The sequence below is a fragment of the Bacteroidota bacterium genome (genome assembly GCA_017303905.1).
Taxonomy (GTDB): domain Bacteria; phylum Bacteroidota; class Bacteroidia; order B-17B0; family Aurantibacillaceae; genus JAHEYG01.
Map to the genome: position 1 here is coordinate 637,185 of JAFLBH010000001.1, position 19,376 is coordinate 656,560.

A 19,376-nucleotide genomic window follows, 5' to 3' on the forward strand; every position below is an offset into this window, starting at 1 on the left:
ATAATCATATCAAATGATATTCTATGAATTCCCCCTTTTTAACTTCACTGGCATCTTCAGGTATTATAGCTAAGCAATTTGCCATTGCAAATGAAGTTAATTTATAAGATTCCTGATCGGGGAGAATGGTAATTCCGTTATCATCAACCATAGCCTTTAAAAAATGGGTTAAACCCGCTTTCTTTTTATAATCATTCAGAAGCTTCGCTTTTTTAGGCAATATATTATCGGGCTTAACTGATGAGAGTGATTGTATGAATGGCAAGACGTATTCATACAAGCAAGTAAGTGTAGCGGCGGGATTACCGGGTAAACCAAATACAAATTTGTTTTTATTTCGTCCAAAGTAAAGTGGTTTGCCGGGCTTCTGTTTGATTTTATAAAATACTGTTTGAGTTTTCAAATTTGTTAGTGCAAGTTGGACTAAATCATATTTACCAACTGAAATCCCTCCGCTTACCAAAACAATATCCGATTGTTGAAAGGCTTTTTTTAGTTGATTTTGTAATTGTTTTAATGAATCCTTAGAATAGGAAGATCCGCTTATCTCAATGTTATACTCTTTTAAAAGTGCGGTTATCATTACAGAATTACTTTCATAGATTTGGCCGGCGCTTAATTTCGATCCGGGTAAAGCAAGCTCATTTCCGCAAACAATTATACGAACCTTTGGGGTTTTTATAACTTTAAGTTGCGCATGCCCGGCAGTAACAGCAATAGCGATTTTTGCAGCGTTCATAATGCTTCCTTTTTCAAGAATTAATTCGCCTTTTTTGAACTGGGAACCTTTATGCCGAATATTATCATCTTTTGAATACCCTGAGGAATTAAATTGTAATTTATTATTCGAGTCAATATTAACGTGCTCCTGTGGAATCACAAGATTACAATTTAAAGGAACTTTTGCCCCTGTGAAGATTCTCACAGCGGTATTAGGTTTTAACTTAATTTTTTTGTCACTGCCTGCACTAATTTCAACATCTGATTCTAAACATATATTGTCTAGTTTACCAAATGCTTCAGTATTTATTGCGTATCCGTCCATGGCCGATTGATGAAATGGGGGTGAGTCACATTTGGCAATAAGATCTTCACCTAACGCCAGACCAAAAACGTTATCAATATTCATTCTAATTAAACCCTTGGGTCTGCTATTAGATTCTTCTAAAAGTTTGATTTTAGCGTCGTTAATTGAAATCATAGTTCAAAGTAATAAACAATGCTAAATTAAGAATATGATTAAAATCATCAAAAAACAGAACATATGTCTGCTTCCACAGGGCACTAACGAGGTACTTTTGACCCAATTACAAGCCTCTAAGCAATGGAAACAAAAAACATTCAATCCCCGAGTTGCGCAAATTGCATCACTTGTTCTCAAAGCATTTTTTCAGTGTTTAGAGGGGATGAACTTGCTACACTAAGCGCTAAGAAGCATTATCAATTATACAAAAAGGGACAATATATTTTTAAGGAGGGTGCTGAACCACGCGGTATATATTGCATTCATGATGGAAATGTAAAAATAACAAAGGCGAGTGAGGAGGGGAAGGAGCAAATAGTTCGTTTAGCTAAGCCGGGTAACTATATTGGCTACCGCGCTTTATTATGTAATGACATTTATCAAGCTTCTGCAATTACACTAGAAGATACACATGTGTGTTTTTATCCTAAGGAAGTTTATTTCGAATTGTTGTATTCAAAACCAGAAATTGCTGCTCAAACAATAAATATTCTCTCACGCGATTTAAGGTTTGCTGAAAACATGATGCTGAATATGGCGCAAAAAAACGTGCGCGGAAGAGTTGCAGAAATTCTCTTAATTCTTGAAGAGTTCTATGGGATTTATGAGAAAGACGGAACCATTAACGCAACATTTAAAAGAGAGGATATTGGGCATATCGTTGGAACAACCACCGAAACCAGTATTAGAATTATTTCTGAATTTGCAAAAGAAGCCATAATTGAATTAAAGGGAAAAAGAATACGTATAGTGGATAGACAAAGAATTACGGAACTGTCGAATCGTATGGATAATAGTTTGAAAAAATGATTAGAATCATATTTAAATAAGTAAACCTTAGTCATATTTGTATCGGAATTTATCAGATTAAAAACTAAAAAACATGTTTATGAAAGGAAAGTCAATAATAAAAACTATAAGCATTTTTAGTTTATTTGTTGCTACCGTACAATTACCGTTAGCGGCGCAAAACGGTGAAGCAACGTTTAAACAATCTTGCGGCGTTTGTCACTCAATAGGTAAGGGCAAACTTGTTGGTCCGGATTTGAAGGATGTGAATAAACGAAGAAGTGAAGAGTGGATTTTGAAATTTGTCAAAAGTTCACAAGCATTTATTAAAAGTGGTGATGCGGATGCAAAAGCAATTTTCGACGAGTATGGAGGAATGATTATGCCAGACCAAAATTTGAGTGATGATGCTATTAAGTCAGTTATTGCATATGTTGCTGAGCAGAGTGGTGGAGCAGTATCAGCGCCGGTTGCTGAGGCTGCACCTAGCCAAACTGAAACTAAGGACACCGCTAACTTGGCTGACCTTATTTTAAAGGGAAGATTGTATTTTGAAGGAAATACCGCCTTCAAAAACGGAGGTGCTTCTTGTATCTCATGCCATAACGTTAATTATAAAGATATGATTGCAGGTGGCGTGCTTGCAAAGGATTTAACGAATTGCTATGCCCGATTAGGCGGTGATGCGGGAATTAGCGGATTGCTTTCTTCGCCACCATTTCCTGCCATGACTCAGGCGTTTAAAAATAATCCATTAACGCAAGATGAGATAAAGGCTTTATCTGCATTTCTTCAAGACGCAGATAATCCTCAAGCACCACAAACTGCAGGGATGAACCCATTATTAATCGGCGGACTGATTGGATTTATGATTTTATTCGGTTTAATACTTCTTGTATGGAATAAAAGAAAAATCAAATCAGTAAAAGGCGATTATCACGGACGTCAAATTAAAACTATTAACTAACTAAATCCTTAAAATTATGAGCTGGATTGAAGATATAATTTCTCCGAAAACCCGTAAATGGGAAGAGTTTTACAGAAACCGTTGGCAACACGATAAAGTTGTAAGGAGCACGCATGGTGTTAACTGTACCGGCGGTTGTTCTTGGCAAGTATACGTTAAAGACGGAATTGTTGTTTGGGAAACACAAGCATTAGATTATCCTTTGTTAGAGGAAACTTTACCACCATATGAGCCTCGCGGCTGTCAACGTGGTATCTCTTACTCATGGTATTTATACAGCCCAATTCGCGTTAAGTATCCATTAATTCGTGGAGCTTTATTAGATTTATTTAAAGAAGAGAAACAAAAATGCGGTGATGCCTATACCGCATGGGAAAGCCTTCAGAATAATCCTGAAAAAAGAAAGCGTTATCAAAAAGCAAGAGGTAAAGGAGGTTTCAGAAGAGCTAAATGGGATGAGGTTGTTGAATTAATTGCAGCCGCTAATCTTTATACTATTAAGAAATATGGTCCAGACCGTGTAATTGGTTTCTCGCCAATTCCTGCCATGTCGATGTTAAGTTATGCTTCAGGTGCTCGTTACCTGCAATTAATTGGGGGCGTTAACTTAAGTTTCTACGATTGGTATTGCGACCTTCCTACAGCATTTCCAGAAATTTGGGGTGAGCAAACTGACGTATGTGAGAGTGCTGATTGGTATAATTCTAAATTCTGTGTGTCAATGGGTGCAAACCTTGGTATGACTCGTACACCTGACATTCACTTTTTCTCTGAGTCGAAACATAACGGTACTAAAACAGTTGTAATGTCTCCTGATTTTAGTATGGTTGCAAAACACGCCGATCAATGGATTCCGTGTCATGCCGGTTCTGATGGTGCTTTCTGGATGGCTGTTACTCATGTTATTCTTAAAGAATTCCATGTCGACCGTCAGGTTCCATATTTTATGGATTATGTAAAACGTTATACGGATTGCCCTTTTATAGTTGAATTAATAAAAGATGGTGATAAATATTTACCAGGAAAATTAGTACGCGCTAATACAATCTCAAAATATCAAAACGTTGAAAATGGCGATTGGAAATTCTTGAACGTTGATGCCGCATCAGGAAAACTTGTTATGCCAAAGGGCTCGATGGGACAACGTTGGGATAAAAACAAGACAGGTAACTGGAATTTGAAATTTGAAGACGGGGAAGATAATGGCACTTACGACCCAACATTAACTTTCATTGATAAAAAAGATGATGTATTAAGTGTTGAGTTTACTGAATTTGGTTTAGATAAAAAAGCAGTACGTGGTGTTCCGGTAAGATACATTGATACAGTTAATGGAAAAATACCGGTAACTACTGTTTATGATTTAACGATGGGTCAGTATGGTGTTGGTCGCGGTTTATCGGGCGAATATCCAAAAGATTATAACGACGAAAAACACGCATATACTCCGGCTTGGCAAGAAATATTTACCGGCGTAGGTCGAGATACAGTTTTACAACTAGCAAGAGAGTGGGGAAACACAGCTGAAATTACAAAAGGTAAATGTATGGTTATTGTTGGAGCGGCTATTTGCCACTGGTTCCATAATAATTTAATGTATCGTTCAGCCATCATGACCCAAATGCTCACTGGCTGTAATGGAGTAAATGGTGGCGGTATGAATCACTACGTTGGTCAGGAAAAATTAGCACCAATGGATTCATGGTCAACAATCATGTCGGCAAAGGACTGGCAGGGCGCTAACCGCTTACAGCAAGGACCGATTTGGCACTACATTAATTCCGACCAATGGCGCTACGATAATAATCAAGCACTGTATAATAAAGTTCCTCAAGGAAGTAAATTAGGGAATATGCACTCCGCTGATTTCATTGCCATGTCGGTTCGAAACGGTTGGATGCCATTCTATCCTCAATACAGTAAAAACAATTTACAAATTGCAAAAGATGCAATTAGTACCGGCGCAAGTAATGATGATGAAATCAGAAATTATGTTGTAAAACAACTCAAGTCGAAAGAACTAGGATATTCTGTAATGGATCCTGATAATGAAATTAACTTCCCACGTAATTGGTTTATTTGGCGCGGTAATGCTTTAATGTCGAGTGCTAAAGGTCATGAGTACATGTTAGATCATTACCTAGGTACGCATACTAATAAAATTGCCGATGAGGTTGCTAAGGACGAGGTTTACGAAGTGATTTGGAGAGAAGCACCAAAGGGAAAAATGGACTTGGTAGTAGACATTAACTTCCGTATGGACACAACGGCTCTTTATTCAGATATTGTTTTACCAACAGCATCTTGGTATGAAAAGGCAGACATTAATAGTACAGATATGCACTCATTTATTCATCCTTTGAGCGCTGCTGTTGCACCTGTATGGGAAGCAAAAACAGATTGGCAGATTTTCCAATACATTGCTAAGGTGTTTAGTGAAATGGCAAAAAATCATTTCCCTGCTCCTGTAAAAGATATTGTGAATGTTCCGCTTTCTCATGATAGTATTGATGAAATATCACAACCAAAACTATTAGATTGGTACAAAGGCGAGTGTGAACCTATTCCTGGAAAAACAATGCATAAAATTGCAATTGTTGAGAGGGATTACACGCAAATCTATAACAAATTTATTTCATTAGGACAAAACCTATTAAATAATCAAATCGGAGCTCATGGTGTAAGCTTTATGGCCGATGATGTTTATAAAAACATGTTAAACGATAAACGTCACGTACAAAAAGTTAACAATACAGAGTACCCTTCACTGAAAGAAGATATTGAGGCGATTAATTCTATTCTTAAATTATCTTCCCTTACCAATGGAGAATTAACTGTAAGAGCCTACACTAACATGGAGAAGAAGACCGGTATGCCACTCTTACAGCACGGTATAGGAAGTAAAGATGTAAAAATTGATTACAAAGATTTACAATCACAACCTCGCCGCTATAACAACTCACCACTTTGGTCGGGTTTAATGGATAACGGTCGAGCGTACTGTGCCTATACGTATAACGTAGATTGCCTTGTGCCTTGGAGAACATTAACCGGTCGCCAGTCATTCTATTTAGATCACGATGGATACATTGCGTTTGGCGAACATTTACCAACTTACAAGCCATCTCCAACTCCACAAGCGTACGGCGACTTACGCAAAACAGTTAATGACGGAAAAGCAAAAATGTTAAATGTATTAACACCACACGGTAAGTGGCATATTCACTCAACTTATGGAGATACGTTACGTATGTTAACCTTATCTCGAGGAATGGAGCCTTGTTGGATGAGTGAACAAGATGCAGCTGAGTTAGGAATTAAAGATAACGATTGGGTGGAAGTATATAACGACCACGGTGTGTATTGTACTCGTGCGTGTGTTAGTGCTCGTATTCCAAAAGGAGTTTGTATTGTTTACCACTCTCCTGAAAGAACGTACTCACAACCAAAATCTCAGATTAGAGGAGGAAAACGAGGCGGAGGACACAACAGTTTTACACGTGTTCACTTAAAACCAAATTTGATGTTAGGTGGCTATGGACAGTTTTCATACCATTTCAACTACTGGGGTCCGGTTGGTGTAAATCGTGATACACACGTATTGGTAAGAAAAATGGAAAAATTAGAATTTTAAAAACAACTTAATAATAGCGTTATGAACGTAAGATCGCAAATAGCCATGGTTTTTCACCTCGATAAATGTATCGGGTGCCATACTTGTTCAATTGCTTGTAAAAACATTTGGACAGACAGAAAGGGCGCTGAATACATGTGGTGGAATAACGTAGAAACCAAACCGGGCACAGGTTATCCTACAAAGTGGGAGAATCAGGAAATTTATAAAGGTGGATGGGAAAAAAACGGCGACACCGTTTCTTTAAAAGGCACAGGAAAATTTAAAGGTTTAAAAAATATCTTTCACAATCCGTATATGCCGGTTTTGGATGATTATTATGAACCATGGACTTACAAGTATCAGGATTTGATTACTGCTCCAGAAGGAGACGATCAACCAACAGCTCGTCCCGTTTCTTTAGTTACAGGCGAAACTATGGAAGTAAGAAGTGGTCCAAACTGGGATGATGATATGGGGGGGTCTCCGGATTTCGCTCGTCAAGACGTAAATATGGAAAAGCTTACTCCTGCTGAAAGGGAAGCAATGTTTCAACTGGAAAGAATGACATTTCATTATTTACCTCGTATTTGCAACCATTGTTTGAATCCGGCATGTGTAGCATCATGTCCGTCAGGAGCATTATACAAGCGCGGTGAAGATGGTGTTGTGTTGATTAATCAGGAGCGTTGCCGTGCATGGAGAATGTGTGTAACCGCTTGTCCTTATAAAAAATCATATTACAACTGGCATACCGGTAAATCAGAAAAATGTGTGTTGTGTTATCCAAGATTAGAAAGTGGCCAGGCTCCTGCATGTTTCCACTCTTGTGTTGGAAGAATTCGTTATTTAGGAGTGCTTTTATATGATGCAGATAAAATTGAAAGAATTGCTTCAGCTACTGATGAAAATTTAGTGGATGCGCAATTAGAAATTTATTTAGATCCATTTGATCCGGAAGTTATTAAGCAAGCTGCATTAAATGGTATTGCGATGTCAACCATTGAAGCAGCTCAAAAATCACCAGTATATAAATTCTTAAAGGTTTGGAAATTGGCTTTACCATTACATCCTGAGTTCAGAACATTACCTAATTTGTTTTATGTTCCAGCGTTGTTACCAGGAATGGCAAGTGTTCAAAATGGAATTTACAATACGACCTCTAAATCATTATGGGGAGGTATTGACAGTACACGTTTGCCAATGAAATATCTGGCTTCCTTATTTACCGCAGGAAACACCGAAAAAGTAGCCGAAGTGCTTAAAAGACTTATGGCAGTACGTATGCATAGAAGAGGCGAAACTGTTGGTGATTTAACTAAAGAGGAAATTAACGCAGCAATGCAAGAAATACATTTAGATCCTAAAACTGCAGATGATATTTTCAGACTAACCACCTTAGCGACATTTGATGAGCGCTTTGTGATTCCTCCCGCACACCGTGAAGAATCTATCGAAATGCTCGAAAACACTGCTGACGTGAAAGGGAATACAGGATTTGGATTTAAAGAAAAACCAGCAAGAGGATTATGATAAAAAACTCACATATTTATATAACATTGGCCGATCTCTTCAGGTATCCTGATACGCAAAGTTCTAACAAGGCGATACTTTGTCAGGAGCTTTTAGAATCGGAATACCCTGAAGCGGCACAATGTTTACTTCCTTTTACAAATCATTTTATTTCGCTTGATGAAGATGGCAGAGAAGAGCTGTTTACAAAAACATTTGATGTGCAGCCAATTTGTTATTTGGATTTGGGGTATGTAATTTTTGGTGAAGATTATAAGAGGGGTTCTTTTTTATTGCATATGCAACAAGAACAAGGTCGAATTAATCATGATTGTAGTCCTGAGCTACCTGATCATTTATCGCATGTGTTGTATTTAATAACTGTTCACTCTGACAAGGAATTCGTAAACGAGTTAGTAGCTAAAATACTTGTTCCGGGAGTAAAAAAAATGATCCAGGAATTTGATATTGCCAAAATCGAATTAAAAATGAAAGTTATTAAAAAACTACATAATGCATTAATTGCCGAAGAACTTAATAGCGGTAACTTATATCACAATGCATTTTTAGCACTTTTAAAAGTAATGGAATCAGACTTCCATGAAGCGATTCTAAAATATAATCCTAAAGAGGAAAACCTAGTAAACGATTCGTTCTTTAATAAAAATAATTCAGTAAATCAATTAGTAAACAACTATAAAATCGATTAATTATGCTAAACCAGTTGTTATTTATCGCATTGCCTTATGTTGCTCTAGCAACATTTTTAGTAGGATCTATATATAGATACCTTTACAAGGGCTTTAAAGTTTCTTCATTATCTTCTCAGTTTTTAGAGGGCCGAACTTTGTTCTTCGGAAGTCAACCTTTTCACTGGGGATTGTTTTTTCTCTTTTTCGGACATCTAATAGCTTTTTTATTTCCGTCTACATTAATTGCATGGAACGGGCATACTGTTAGATTATTAATTATCGAGTGCGCTTCTTTCGCTTTTGGTATTAGTGCATTATGGGGGCTTTTAGCTCTTGTTACTCGTCGCCTTACAAACAAGCGAGTGCAAATGGTTACTAATAAAATGGACGTAGTAGTTTATTTAGTTTTATTCATCCAAATAGTATCCGGGTTGTGTGTGGCCTACTTTAATCGTTGGGGCTCCAATTGGTTTGCGGCTTTCCTTACACCTTATTTACGTTCTATTTTTGTTTTCGATCCGCAAATCGATGCCATTTCAACTGTAAATTCAGTATGGTTAAAAATACATGTTGTTTCTGCATTCAGCATTATTGCAATCATTCCTTTCACACGCTTTGTGCACTTCTTAGTATACCCTGTAGATTATCTATGGAGAAGTTACCAGCAAGTGGTATGGAATTGGGATCGTCGATCGATCAGAACAAGCAGAGCTCATTCTTACGGAAAAAAATCGCTCAATAATTAATTAATTTTAATATATGAAAACCAATAAACTATATATCAGTATAGACCGTATACGCGGTTTGATACCGATAATCCTGTTGTGTTTATTTAGTGAAGTATATGCTCAGGACGGAAAGGCGTTATTTAAACAAAATTGTGGCGTTTGCCATACTACAACAAAACAAAAGTTAGTTGGTCCGGGACTGGAAGGAATTAACACCACACGCACCGAAGAGTGGTTGATTAAGTGGATTAAAGATTCGCAGGGAATGGTTAAAAGTGGTGATGCAACTGCAATTGAGGTTTATGAGGCGGGTGGAAAAATGGTTATGCCGCCTTTTGCACAACTATCGGATGGGGACATAAAAGCAATTCTTTCATTTGTTGGAAATCCTGATGCGGGCGCTCCGGTTGCAGCAGCACAGAACGTAGCTGTTGAACAACCGGTTAAAAGCGCACCTTGGAGTACCGGCACTAAAGTTTTCATTACACTGCTGCTTACTTTAATCATCGGATTATCGGCTTATTTAATGGTTCTTAAGTATAACTTGAGGCGATTGGGATATTCTTTTGATACTTTGCCTTTGAGTGATCGTGTTAGTAAGTATTTAGAACAGAATGGGAGATTTTTAATGTTTGTAGGTGTAATAGTATTAGCTATGATTATGAAATCTTGCATATCGAGTCTAATATAAGTTGAATTGCTGTGTGTGTAATAAAAGCGGGTTACGATTTTTTCGGCCCGCTTTTTAATTTTCACACTTTATTAATGTTGGATAAAAAAGAGCGGAGATTTTTTCTCCGCTCTTTTTTATTAGTAAGGCAATGGATTAACCGCATTTTGAATGGCCGCAGCTTTTACATTTTAAACACCCTTCTTCGTAAATCAGTCCGCTAGGGTCGCCACAACTTGGACACTGCTTGTCCTTGGCCTGTGAACCGTTAGGAATGAATTGTTTTAGTGCGCGCTCTAATCCGGATTTCCAGGTTATAATACTTTCATTTGAGAAGTTAAGATTCTCTATTAAATCAATCACGTGAATTAAAGGCATTCCATGTCGTAACACGCCTGAAATTAATTTAGCGTAGTTCCAATACTCTTTGTTAAAGGAACGAGATAATCCCTCAATGGTTACTTTGTATCCGTCTTTATCAAGATATTGGAAATCATATCGGCTTTTACCGCCTTCTGATTTTGTTTTTGTAATCCATCCTTTACTAATCCACTCCGGTAAAATAAACGAATCTTCGGCTTTACCTGTGAAAATTTCATAGGGCCGATTGTCAATAATTCCCACAAACGCAATCCATTTTTCATTATGATTCATGAAGCGCATGATAGACGCGTCAATTTTTGCAGGGCGTTTTGGCGGAATAGAATCTTTTAAATGATTTGATTTTTCTTTTTCCTTGTCAGATACAAGTACACCGGAACGCGAACCATCTCTATAAACGGTAATCCCTTTTAATCCTGCCTCCCATGATTTTAAATAAATATCGCCTACTAATTCTTCAGTGGCATTATTGGGAAGATTAATGGTTGAACTAATACTGTGTGTGGTGTATTTCTGAACAATTGATTGTAACAAAATACGTTTCTCCCAATCAATATCATTAGCGGTTGATTGAAAATACGGACTTTGTGCAATGTTATTGTTTCCGGTAATACTCATCCAATCTTTTAAACGGTGATGGTATATCGTAAATTCTTGCCAACAGTCGCCAAGATTGTCAACAAAATCAACTTTGCTGTTAGGGTCGCCCGGATTAACTTTTTTACGACGCTTGTAACTTAATAAAAATACCGGCTCAATACCAGAAGATGATTGCGCCAAAATACTAATACTACCGGTGGGTGCAACTGTACTAATGGAAATATTCCTTCTTCCAAATTTGTACATTCTTTTTGTTACATCTGGAAATACCGATTTAAACATATCAATAAATTCGGATTGATCTTCGTATGTGTTATCGTAGGCTTCAAACTTTCCTCGTTCAACAGCCATATCGATAGAGCTTTCAAATTCAGCTTTGCATTTCGTCTTCATGATTTCATCTGTCATAGCTAACGCTTCGTTACTGTCAAATTTAATGTTTAGTGCAGCGAGCGTGTCCGCAAGAGCTGTAAAACCTAAACCCGTTCTTCTCCCTTTTTTTCCTGCGTTGTATAATAAATTCCAGGTTTCGAGCTCTACTTTTTTAATAAAATCGGGTTCAGGATCGGACTGAACTTTCGCAATTATTTTCTCAATAGCCTCAAGTTCTAAATCCACTAAATCATCCATTAATCGTTGCGCTTCATAACTAATCTCATAAAATTTCTCAAAGTTAAATTTAGCATCTGAAGTAAAAGGAGAATCAACGAAATTGTACAAATTAAGTGCTATTAATCGACAACTATCGCCGCCCTGCATGGCAATTTCAGAACATGGATTAGTTGAAACATTTTTAAATCCAGGATAAATGGATGACGTAGAATAGTGATGTTGTCTGTCCCAAAAGATGATTCCCGGCTCAGCAGTGTTATGTGCGCATTTTGTAATTGTTTTCCAAAGTTCTCTTGCATCAATTGTTTTTGTAATGCTTGGGTTTTTTGAGTCGACAGGATATTTTAATGTGAATTTAGTTCCGTTTTTCACAGCAGTCATAAATTCATCCGATACTTTTATTGATATGTTAGCACCGGTAATTTTTTTAAGATCTTGTTTTATTGTAATAAATTGTTCTATATCAGGATGAGCAATATCCATAGTAATCATTAAGGCGCCTCTTCTTCCATTTTGTGCAACCTCTCTTGTTGTACTCGAGAATCTGTCCATAAATGAAACAGCACCAGATGTGGTTCCTGCCGCGTTACTCACATTTTGTCCGCTCGGACGTAGAGTAGAAATATCTATACCAACTCCACAACGGCGTTTAAATAATTGTGCCATTTGTTGATCTGTATAGAATACACCGCCATATGAATCGTATATTTCCGGTAATACAATACAATTAGATAAAGATGCAATTACATGTTGGTTTCCTAAAGAAGACATTACACTGCCTTGCGGAATGACATATTTGAATTTATGAAATAGATGAAATATCGACTCGTTAGTAAGTGCCTCACGTTTTTTGCCATAATCAGACAATTGATTTTTCTGGTTTTCTTTTGTTTTATAAAGCGATTCAACACGCGCAAATTCTTTTGCCATTCGTTTATGCATCTCAACAGGAGTGCTTTCCAGAAAATTCCCTTTCTTGTCTCTCATGGCATACTTGCTCAACCATGTGTTAGCTGCCAATTCATCCCCGTTGAAATACTCCATACTTTTACTCAGAGCTTCAGCGAAGGTGTATGTACTGGTAGCGCTTTTAGTTTCTTTTTTATTTTCAGCTGTAATCATAAAATATTTTTTGATGCAAGTTATTTCAATAAAATCTACAGGATGGGTTTGAAGGATGCGACTTATTCAGTTTGTTTCTAACATTTAAACTTTAGTCAGAGATTATTTTTAAGAATTAATAAGTAATATGATAATTATCATTAAACATCCCTTGTTTAATTAGTAACTTACTTATATTATTTGCCGTGATTCTTTTTGATAAAATCGTATTTGGGCCTATTGTCAGTCGGCGTTTTGGAAAATCGTTAGGCATTAATCTTTTGCCTTTAGATAATAAGGTATGTAACTTTAATTGTATTTATTGTGAGTGCGGTTGGACAAATCTTAAAAACACTAAAGTTAAGTATACAAGTTATGGAGATATTGTTTCTGCAATGCAAATTAAATTCAAAGAGTTGGGACAAAAAGCAGATCTTCCGGATGTGATAACTTTTGCAGGAAATGGCGAACCAACAATGCATCCGCAATTTTTGAGAATTATCGAAGATACTATTCGATTAAGAAATTTATATATGCCAAAGGTAAAAATTGTTATTCTCTCGAACGGAGTATTAATGAATAAACCGGATGTTTTAGAAGCACTGTTGAAGGTTGATTTATGTGTTATGAAGTTTGATGCCGGTAATGATAAATTGTTTAAAGTAATCGACCAGCCATTAAATAATAAGAGCATCGATTGGTATGTTCAAAATCTAAAAAAACTTGAGGATAAATTAATTATACAATCTATTTTTCTTAAAGGCATGTTTAAGAATGAATATATTAACAGCACAGATGAGTCAAATTTGAACGATTGGCTAAATTATATAAAGCAGCTGCATCCAAATGAGGTCATGATTTACACTATAGATAGAGAAACTCCGGCTAAAGAACTGCAAAAAATTCCAAGTGAAACCTTAAGTAACATTGCTCTAAGAGTAAATGATGCCGGAATTAAGGCAAAAGTTTACACCTAGGTTGAAATTGTATTTCAAACACAATTATAATTTGTGAAATAACTTGTAATTGTAAGGGTTTTAAAGGAGTAATTTTAATTACGAACTCATGCGTTACCTGATAGTTTTAATTGATTACGTCGGGTTTGTTCATGTAATATCATTTTTAGCTCTCTGCTCATTTGTCCTGCAATACCGGAATTTTCCTGAGCCCTTCTAATTAAGTAGGGAATGACAGATTCTACCGGACCGTACGGAACGTATTTTGTTACATTATATTCATGTGCTCCAAGATTCATGGTAATATTGTCACTCATTCCGTAGAGTTGAGAAAAGAAAATGTTCGGATGATTATTTGGTAAATTTCTTTTTTTCATTTCATCTAAAAGAAGTAAAGTGCTAATTTCATTATGAGTACCGGCACAAAGCATAATAATATCAATATTATCTAAACACAACTTCACAGCACTGTCAAATTCAGAATCTGTTATTGCTTTGGTAGAATTAATCGGGCTGGGATAATTTAATTTTTTTGCACGCTCATTTTCTTTTTCAAGATAGGCACCTCGAACCAATTTAATACCCAGTTTAATTTGATGAAATCTGGCAAACTTGATGAGTTTTTTCAAGTAAGGCAATCTGTCATTTCTATACATCTGAAGAGTTGTAAGAACAACATGGTTGTTGCGATTATAGTTCACCATAAATTCCTCCGCTAGTTTATCTATGGCTGGCTGTATCCAACTTTCTTCCGCATCAATAAAAACCGGAACATTATATTTTTGTGCGGCATCAAATAAAGTTGAAAGCCTGTTTTTTAAGTTGAGCCATTCTTGTTGCTCAATCGCGCTCAATTCTTGATTAGAACTTACTTTCTCAAGTAATTTTGTATCTACAAATCCTGTTAGCTTTATACATGTGTAGGGTATGGAGGGGTTGTTATGCGCTGTTTGAATTATTTTAAGTGTTTCATTTAGTGTATTTGTAAAGTTTTCATCTGTACTGACGCCCTCAACGGAATAGTCTAAAATAGACTTCACGTTAATGCCATATAATTTAATAATTACAATTTTACTTTCATTTATCGTTTCTCCGCCACAAAATTGTTTAAAAACAGTTTTTTTTATTAAAGGTTTAATAGGTAAACCTATTTTTAGAGAGAAGTTAACAAGCTTGGTTAATAATTTGGTAAGCCACGTATAATTCATTATTCTATACATTAATTTAGTTTGAAAAAGTTCACTGTTCGATTTAAGCGTGAAGGCTTTTTCGGTGTTATATAGAATAGGAGAATTCATGATGGATAGAATTAAATTTTGCCGTTTGTGGCAAGCTGCTTTAACAACTCATTATTTACAATGCGTAACCTTCGGTCTTTGAAGCTTACTATTTTTTTACCTTCCATGTTTTGTAAAGTTTTATACACATAATTTATTGTGGTGCCTATTAAGTTAGCAAGGTCTTTGGTTGTAACAACGCTTGGAATAATCCCATTACATTTAATGGAATTTAGTTTAATAAGTAAATTAGCCATATTACAGGTAACACTTCTTTGTGTAACATTCATCAGATTCACTTCTACCTGATCGGTCATCTCAGAAATATACTGTAGCACCTCCATGTTTAATCGTGAATTTGTTTTGAGTATATTTTGCAAAGGGGCAATGGATAGCTGTTTGATTTCTGTACCCGGAACTGCATAATAGTATTTATCATTGGCGCTATCGTTAAACAGCTGTTCCAGTCCAATAATGTCTCCTTCAAAACCTATAGATAAAATGAAAAGCTCATCTTGTTTTTTCTTAAATACTTTGATAGCTCCTTTTTTTATAAGATAGATACTTTCAGCCTTACCATACGTACTGTTTAGTAAGGTATGTTCAGTGAGCTTTATTGTCTCACTCTGATCGAATAAATGCATTATGCGTTGACTATTTTCCAAATTATTCTTGGCTCTATGTAAAATTAGATACGCTACATGGCTTTTAATATGATATTAATCATATAACAAAAAGAGCAAAAGGGTCTAAGTATATTAGTTAACGGTAAGAGTTGAATAATTTTAGAACATGACAAAAGGCTAAATTTATGACGCCAATCATTTTTGAAACAAAACGCAGATTCTACTTTTACACCAGAATTAAAGATTATTTTTATGGCAAGTTTTAAAACATTTCTTAAATCAGGACACCCACCAACTTTGTTCTCTGCTTTTCTGTATTTCGATTTTTGTTTTGCAATCTGGGTTTTAAATGGAGCAATGGCGCCATTTATTAGCGAAGAGTTTAATTTATCTCCGGCACAAAAGGGGTTTATGATTTCGGTTCCTATTATGGCAGGAGCTATTATGCGATTTCCATTAGGGGTATTGGCACAATATATAGGTAGAAAATGGGCTGCTATGGTTGAGATGGGGCTTATTTTTACTGCGTTGGTTTATGGATATTTTATGGTTGATACTTACTCTGAGGTCATTAATATGGGGATTTTATTAGGAATTGCAGGAGCAAGCTTTGGTGTGGCATTATCATTAGGCTCAGGGTGGTTTCCGCCCAAATATAAGGGATTGGCAATGGGAATTGCCGGTGCCGGCAATAGTGGTACTGTTTTAGCCATGATTTTTGCTCCTCCGTTGGCTCAAAAATTTGGATGGCAAGCTGTTTATGGCTTTGGTGCATTGTTTATGCTGTTACCAATGATTGTTATGTTAGTTTTTGCTAAAGAGCCACCTGATACGCATAAGCAATCACTGAAAGAACATTTATCTTGTCTTTTCGAAAAGGATGGATGGGTATTTAATTTGATTTATATAATAACCTTTGGTGGTTTTATAGGGCTTTCAACTTTTTTACCTACTTATTTCTACGATCAGTTTCACGTTACAAAAGTAGAAGCAGGGCAATTAACTATGTTGGCAGCACTGATGGGAAGTGCAGTTAGGGTTGTTGGAGGATGGGCTTCTGATAAATGGGGAGGAATAAACACACTTTCATTCATTTTTAGTTTTGTAATTCTGTTCATGATAATCGCATCATTTCAGCTTAATCTGGTAACAACAACCATTTTATTTATGTTATCATTTGCTGCATTAGGTGCAGGTAACGGGGCGCTGTTTCAATTGGTGCCATTACGTTGGCCCTTAGCAACAGCTGTTGCCGGTAGTATGATTGGAGAAATAGGTGCACTAGGTGGCAGCTTTATTCCAAATGCTATGGGAATTTCAAAACAAAGCACAGGATCATTTTCATGGGGCTTTCTTGCTTTCGCAGCACTAGCTGTAATAGCCTTTGTCATACTTAGGGTAGCACAAAAAAAATGGACTAAAAAATGGGTTGGTCCGGGCGGTCGCGCAATATTTAAACCGGAGACAATCGAAGTTGAAATACAAGAACACATTGAAGGGCAAAAAATGCAACCTGCAAGAAGTGGTGAATTTGCTTACCGTACAATTATTTACCCAATTGGGAATTCTGAACTTGCCGAAAAAGCAAGAGAACAAGCTGCTTACCTGGCTAAAAAAACAGGAGCAAGTTTATTGCTGCTTTATGTAAATCAAAAGTCTCACAGTACCGGAATATTAGCAACCGATTCTGAAAATTTTGCGCAAATACGTGAAAGTTGGATAAATGAGGGCAAACAGATTCTATTAAATGAAGCAAAAAAACTAAAAGATATGGAGGTAACTAATATAGAAGCTGTATTTGGACAGGGGGATGTTGCTACAGAAATTGTAACAATTGCCAAAGAAAGGAACGCGGAGCTTATTTTGCTTGCAAGTCATAAAGCGTCTCCACTCGGAAAATTATTAATGGGCAGCCGAACATACGATGTCTTTTTGGATGCTCCTTGTCCTGTATTAAGAATTGTCAGATAAAATAAATAAAACCTATAAAAAACGTTATGGCTAAAACATGGTTAGATAAATGGGATCCCGAAGATGATAATTTTTGGGAATCCGAAGGAAAAAAAATTGCTTGGAGAACGTTATGGATAACAACGTTTACGTTAATACTCTCGTTTGCCACATGGTTTATGATGAGTGCAATTGTTGTAAAGCTCCCATCGATAGGATTTAAGTTTACGCCTGATCAATTATTCTGGTTAGCCGCTATGCCGGGATTAGCTGCAGGAACATTGCGTATAGTTCATACGTTTCTTTTGCCAATATATGGTACAAGGCACATCATCACAGTTGCTACTATAATTAAACTTATTCCGGTAATTGGAATTGGTTTGGCAGTAATGGATCCAAATACTCCATTTTGGGTATTTATGGTGTTAGCTTTTACTTCCGGTTTTGGTGGCGGTGATTTCTCTTCTTACATGCCAAGTACTAATATGTTTTTCCCAAAACGATTGAAAGGAACTGCTCTCGGCATACAGGCTGGAATCGGAAACTTTGGTGTTTCTGTCGCACAGTTTGTAACGCCGGCAATTTTAGGTTTGGCTATTTATGGTGCTTCACAAGTGTCAACCGGTATTGATGCAAAAGAAGCTACCGCAACTTTAAAAGAAATGGATGGAGCTAAAAGAACAGAGGTGTTTGCTTCGTTAGACACCGGCATTCAATCAAAAATTATTTTAAATATCCCTAAAAAAATTAAGGATTCAATTAAGCAAACCGTTTCGTTAACTGATAAAGTCGCATTCTTTAATGCTTGCCCTGCTAAAGCGCAAGGAAAAGCAATCAGTTCTATTCATCCTAAAGCTGGCGAAAAGGTGATGAAGAAAATGAACGAGAACACAAAAGCTGTAAAGAATAAAGATGTTTATTTACAGTCAGCAGCATTTTGGTACGCACCACTTTTGATTATTCTAGGTATTATATGCTGGGTTTATTTGAGAAGTATACCGGTAAAGGCTTCTTTCAAAGAACAACTGGATATTTTTGGCAGCAAACATACTTGGTTTTGTACAATTACTTATGTAATGACATTCGGAGGGTTTTCAGGTCTGGCCGCCGCATTTCCGTTAATGATAAAAACGCTCTATGGAAATTTCCCTAATGCGCCTGACCCTTTGGCATACGCGTTTTACGGACCACTAATTGGTTCAGCCAGCCGTGTCATATTTGGATTTATTGCCGATAAAGTTGGCGGAGCCATTCTTACCACTTTAACAGGTGTTGGATTAATAGTGGGAAGTGCTATCTTGATTTCACAGGGATTATTGAACCCAACAAGTGTTGATCAGTTTCCGCTGTTCCTTGGTGTTATGTTAGGTTTATTCTTTTTTACCGGTATTGGTAACGCCGGAACCTTCCGTCAGTATCCAATAATCTTTTCCGAAAATCAACGTCAGGCAGCAGGAGTTCTAGGTTGGACGGGTGCTATTGCAGCATATGGCCCATTCATATTTGCAACTTTAATTGGCAATGCTATTACAGCAACAGGAAGCGCAAATCGATTCTTTATCGGTCTTCTTGTATTCGCTGTTATTGGAACTGTAATCAATTGGTATTACTATCAACGTAAAGGATGTGAAAGACCAAGTTAAACTAAAAATGTATCCA

14 protein-coding genes are annotated in these 19,376 nt (G+C 36.6%); 10 read left to right on the forward strand and 4 right to left on the reverse strand.

The window, feature by feature from the left end; all coding sequences use genetic code 11:
- Nucleotides 1-4: 4 nt before the first annotated feature.
- Complete coding sequence (locus J0L69_02670; protein ID MBN8692067.1) at nucleotides 5-1,201, reverse strand: molybdopterin molybdotransferase MoeA; 1,197 nt, start codon at nucleotides 1,199-1,201, stop codon at nucleotides 5-7.
- Between the two features lie 123 nt (nucleotides 1,202-1,324).
- Here J0L69_02670 and J0L69_02675 point away from each other — a divergent pair, with 123 nt between their 5' ends.
- The 7 genes from J0L69_02675 to J0L69_02705 all read left to right on the forward strand — a co-directional run bounded on the left by J0L69_02675 (nucleotide 1,325) and on the right by J0L69_02705 (nucleotide 10,235).
- The gene (locus J0L69_02675; protein ID MBN8692068.1) at nucleotides 1,325-2,053 is read left to right on the forward strand and encodes a Crp/Fnr family transcriptional regulator; all 729 of its coding nucleotides are present in this window, start codon (nucleotides 1,325-1,327) and stop codon (nucleotides 2,051-2,053) included.
- Between the two features lie 79 nt (nucleotides 2,054-2,132).
- Nucleotides 2,133-2,999, forward strand: coding sequence for a c-type cytochrome (locus J0L69_02680; protein ID MBN8692069.1), 867 nt, complete (start codon nucleotides 2,133-2,135; stop codon nucleotides 2,997-2,999).
- A 16-nt stretch (nucleotides 3,000-3,015) separates the two neighbouring features.
- On the forward strand, nucleotides 3,016-6,633 hold the full coding sequence (locus tag J0L69_02685) for a nitrate reductase subunit alpha (GenBank protein MBN8692070.1): 3,618 nt from the start codon (nucleotides 3,016-3,018) through the stop codon (nucleotides 6,631-6,633).
- 21 nt (nucleotides 6,634-6,654) lie between these two features.
- Complete coding sequence (gene narH / locus J0L69_02690; protein ID MBN8692071.1) at nucleotides 6,655-8,145, forward strand: nitrate reductase subunit beta; 1,491 nt, start codon at nucleotides 6,655-6,657, stop codon at nucleotides 8,143-8,145.
- The gene (locus J0L69_02695) at nucleotides 8,142-8,834 is read left to right on the forward strand and encodes a hypothetical protein (protein ID MBN8692072.1); all 693 of its coding nucleotides are present in this window, start codon (nucleotides 8,142-8,144) and stop codon (nucleotides 8,832-8,834) included. The genes narH and J0L69_02695 overlap by 4 nt, the downstream gene beginning before the upstream one ends.
- 2 nt (nucleotides 8,835-8,836) lie before the next feature.
- A complete protein-coding gene (gene narI / locus J0L69_02700) occupies nucleotides 8,837-9,562 on the forward strand; it encodes a respiratory nitrate reductase subunit gamma (GenBank protein ID MBN8692073.1) in 726 nt (241 codons plus the stop codon).
- A 13-nt stretch (nucleotides 9,563-9,575) separates the two neighbouring features.
- Nucleotides 9,576-10,235: a cytochrome c gene (locus tag J0L69_02705; GenBank protein ID MBN8692074.1), complete on the forward strand. Its 660-nt coding sequence runs from the start codon at nucleotides 9,576-9,578 to the stop codon at nucleotides 10,233-10,235.
- Between the two features lie 135 nt (nucleotides 10,236-10,370).
- On the opposite strand, the gene J0L69_02710 is transcribed toward J0L69_02705, so the two are convergent.
- On the reverse strand, nucleotides 10,371-12,929 hold the full coding sequence (locus J0L69_02710; GenBank protein ID MBN8692075.1) for an adenosylcobalamin-dependent ribonucleoside-diphosphate reductase: 2,559 nt from the start codon (nucleotides 12,927-12,929) through the stop codon (nucleotides 10,371-10,373).
- Between the two features lie 185 nt (nucleotides 12,930-13,114).
- On the opposite strand from J0L69_02710, the gene J0L69_02715 reads away from it, so the two are divergent.
- Nucleotides 13,115-13,885, forward strand: a complete 771-nt coding sequence (locus J0L69_02715; protein MBN8692076.1) for a radical SAM protein — start codon at nucleotides 13,115-13,117, stop codon at nucleotides 13,883-13,885.
- 86 nt (nucleotides 13,886-13,971) lie between these two features.
- On the opposite strand, the gene J0L69_02720 is transcribed toward J0L69_02715, so the two are convergent.
- The gene (locus J0L69_02720; protein ID MBN8692077.1) at nucleotides 13,972-15,075 is read right to left on the reverse strand and encodes a proline dehydrogenase family protein; all 1,104 of its coding nucleotides are present in this window, start codon (nucleotides 15,073-15,075) and stop codon (nucleotides 13,972-13,974) included.
- Between the two features lie 98 nt (nucleotides 15,076-15,173).
- On the reverse strand, nucleotides 15,174-15,785 hold the full coding sequence (locus tag J0L69_02725) for a Crp/Fnr family transcriptional regulator (GenBank protein MBN8692078.1): 612 nt from the start codon (nucleotides 15,783-15,785) through the stop codon (nucleotides 15,174-15,176).
- 183 nt (nucleotides 15,786-15,968) lie between these two features.
- Here J0L69_02725 and J0L69_02730 point away from each other — a divergent pair, with 183 nt between their 5' ends.
- Nucleotides 15,969-17,738 (forward strand): MFS transporter, encoded by a 1,770-nt coding sequence (locus J0L69_02730; GenBank protein MBN8692079.1) that lies wholly within the window; start codon nucleotides 15,969-15,971, stop codon nucleotides 17,736-17,738.
- A gap of 26 nt (nucleotides 17,739-17,764) precedes the next feature.
- Nucleotides 17,765-19,360, forward strand: coding sequence for a NarK/NasA family nitrate transporter (locus tag J0L69_02735; protein MBN8692080.1), 1,596 nt, complete (start codon nucleotides 17,765-17,767; stop codon nucleotides 19,358-19,360).
- The last annotated feature ends 16 nt before the right edge of the window (nucleotides 19,361-19,376 follow it).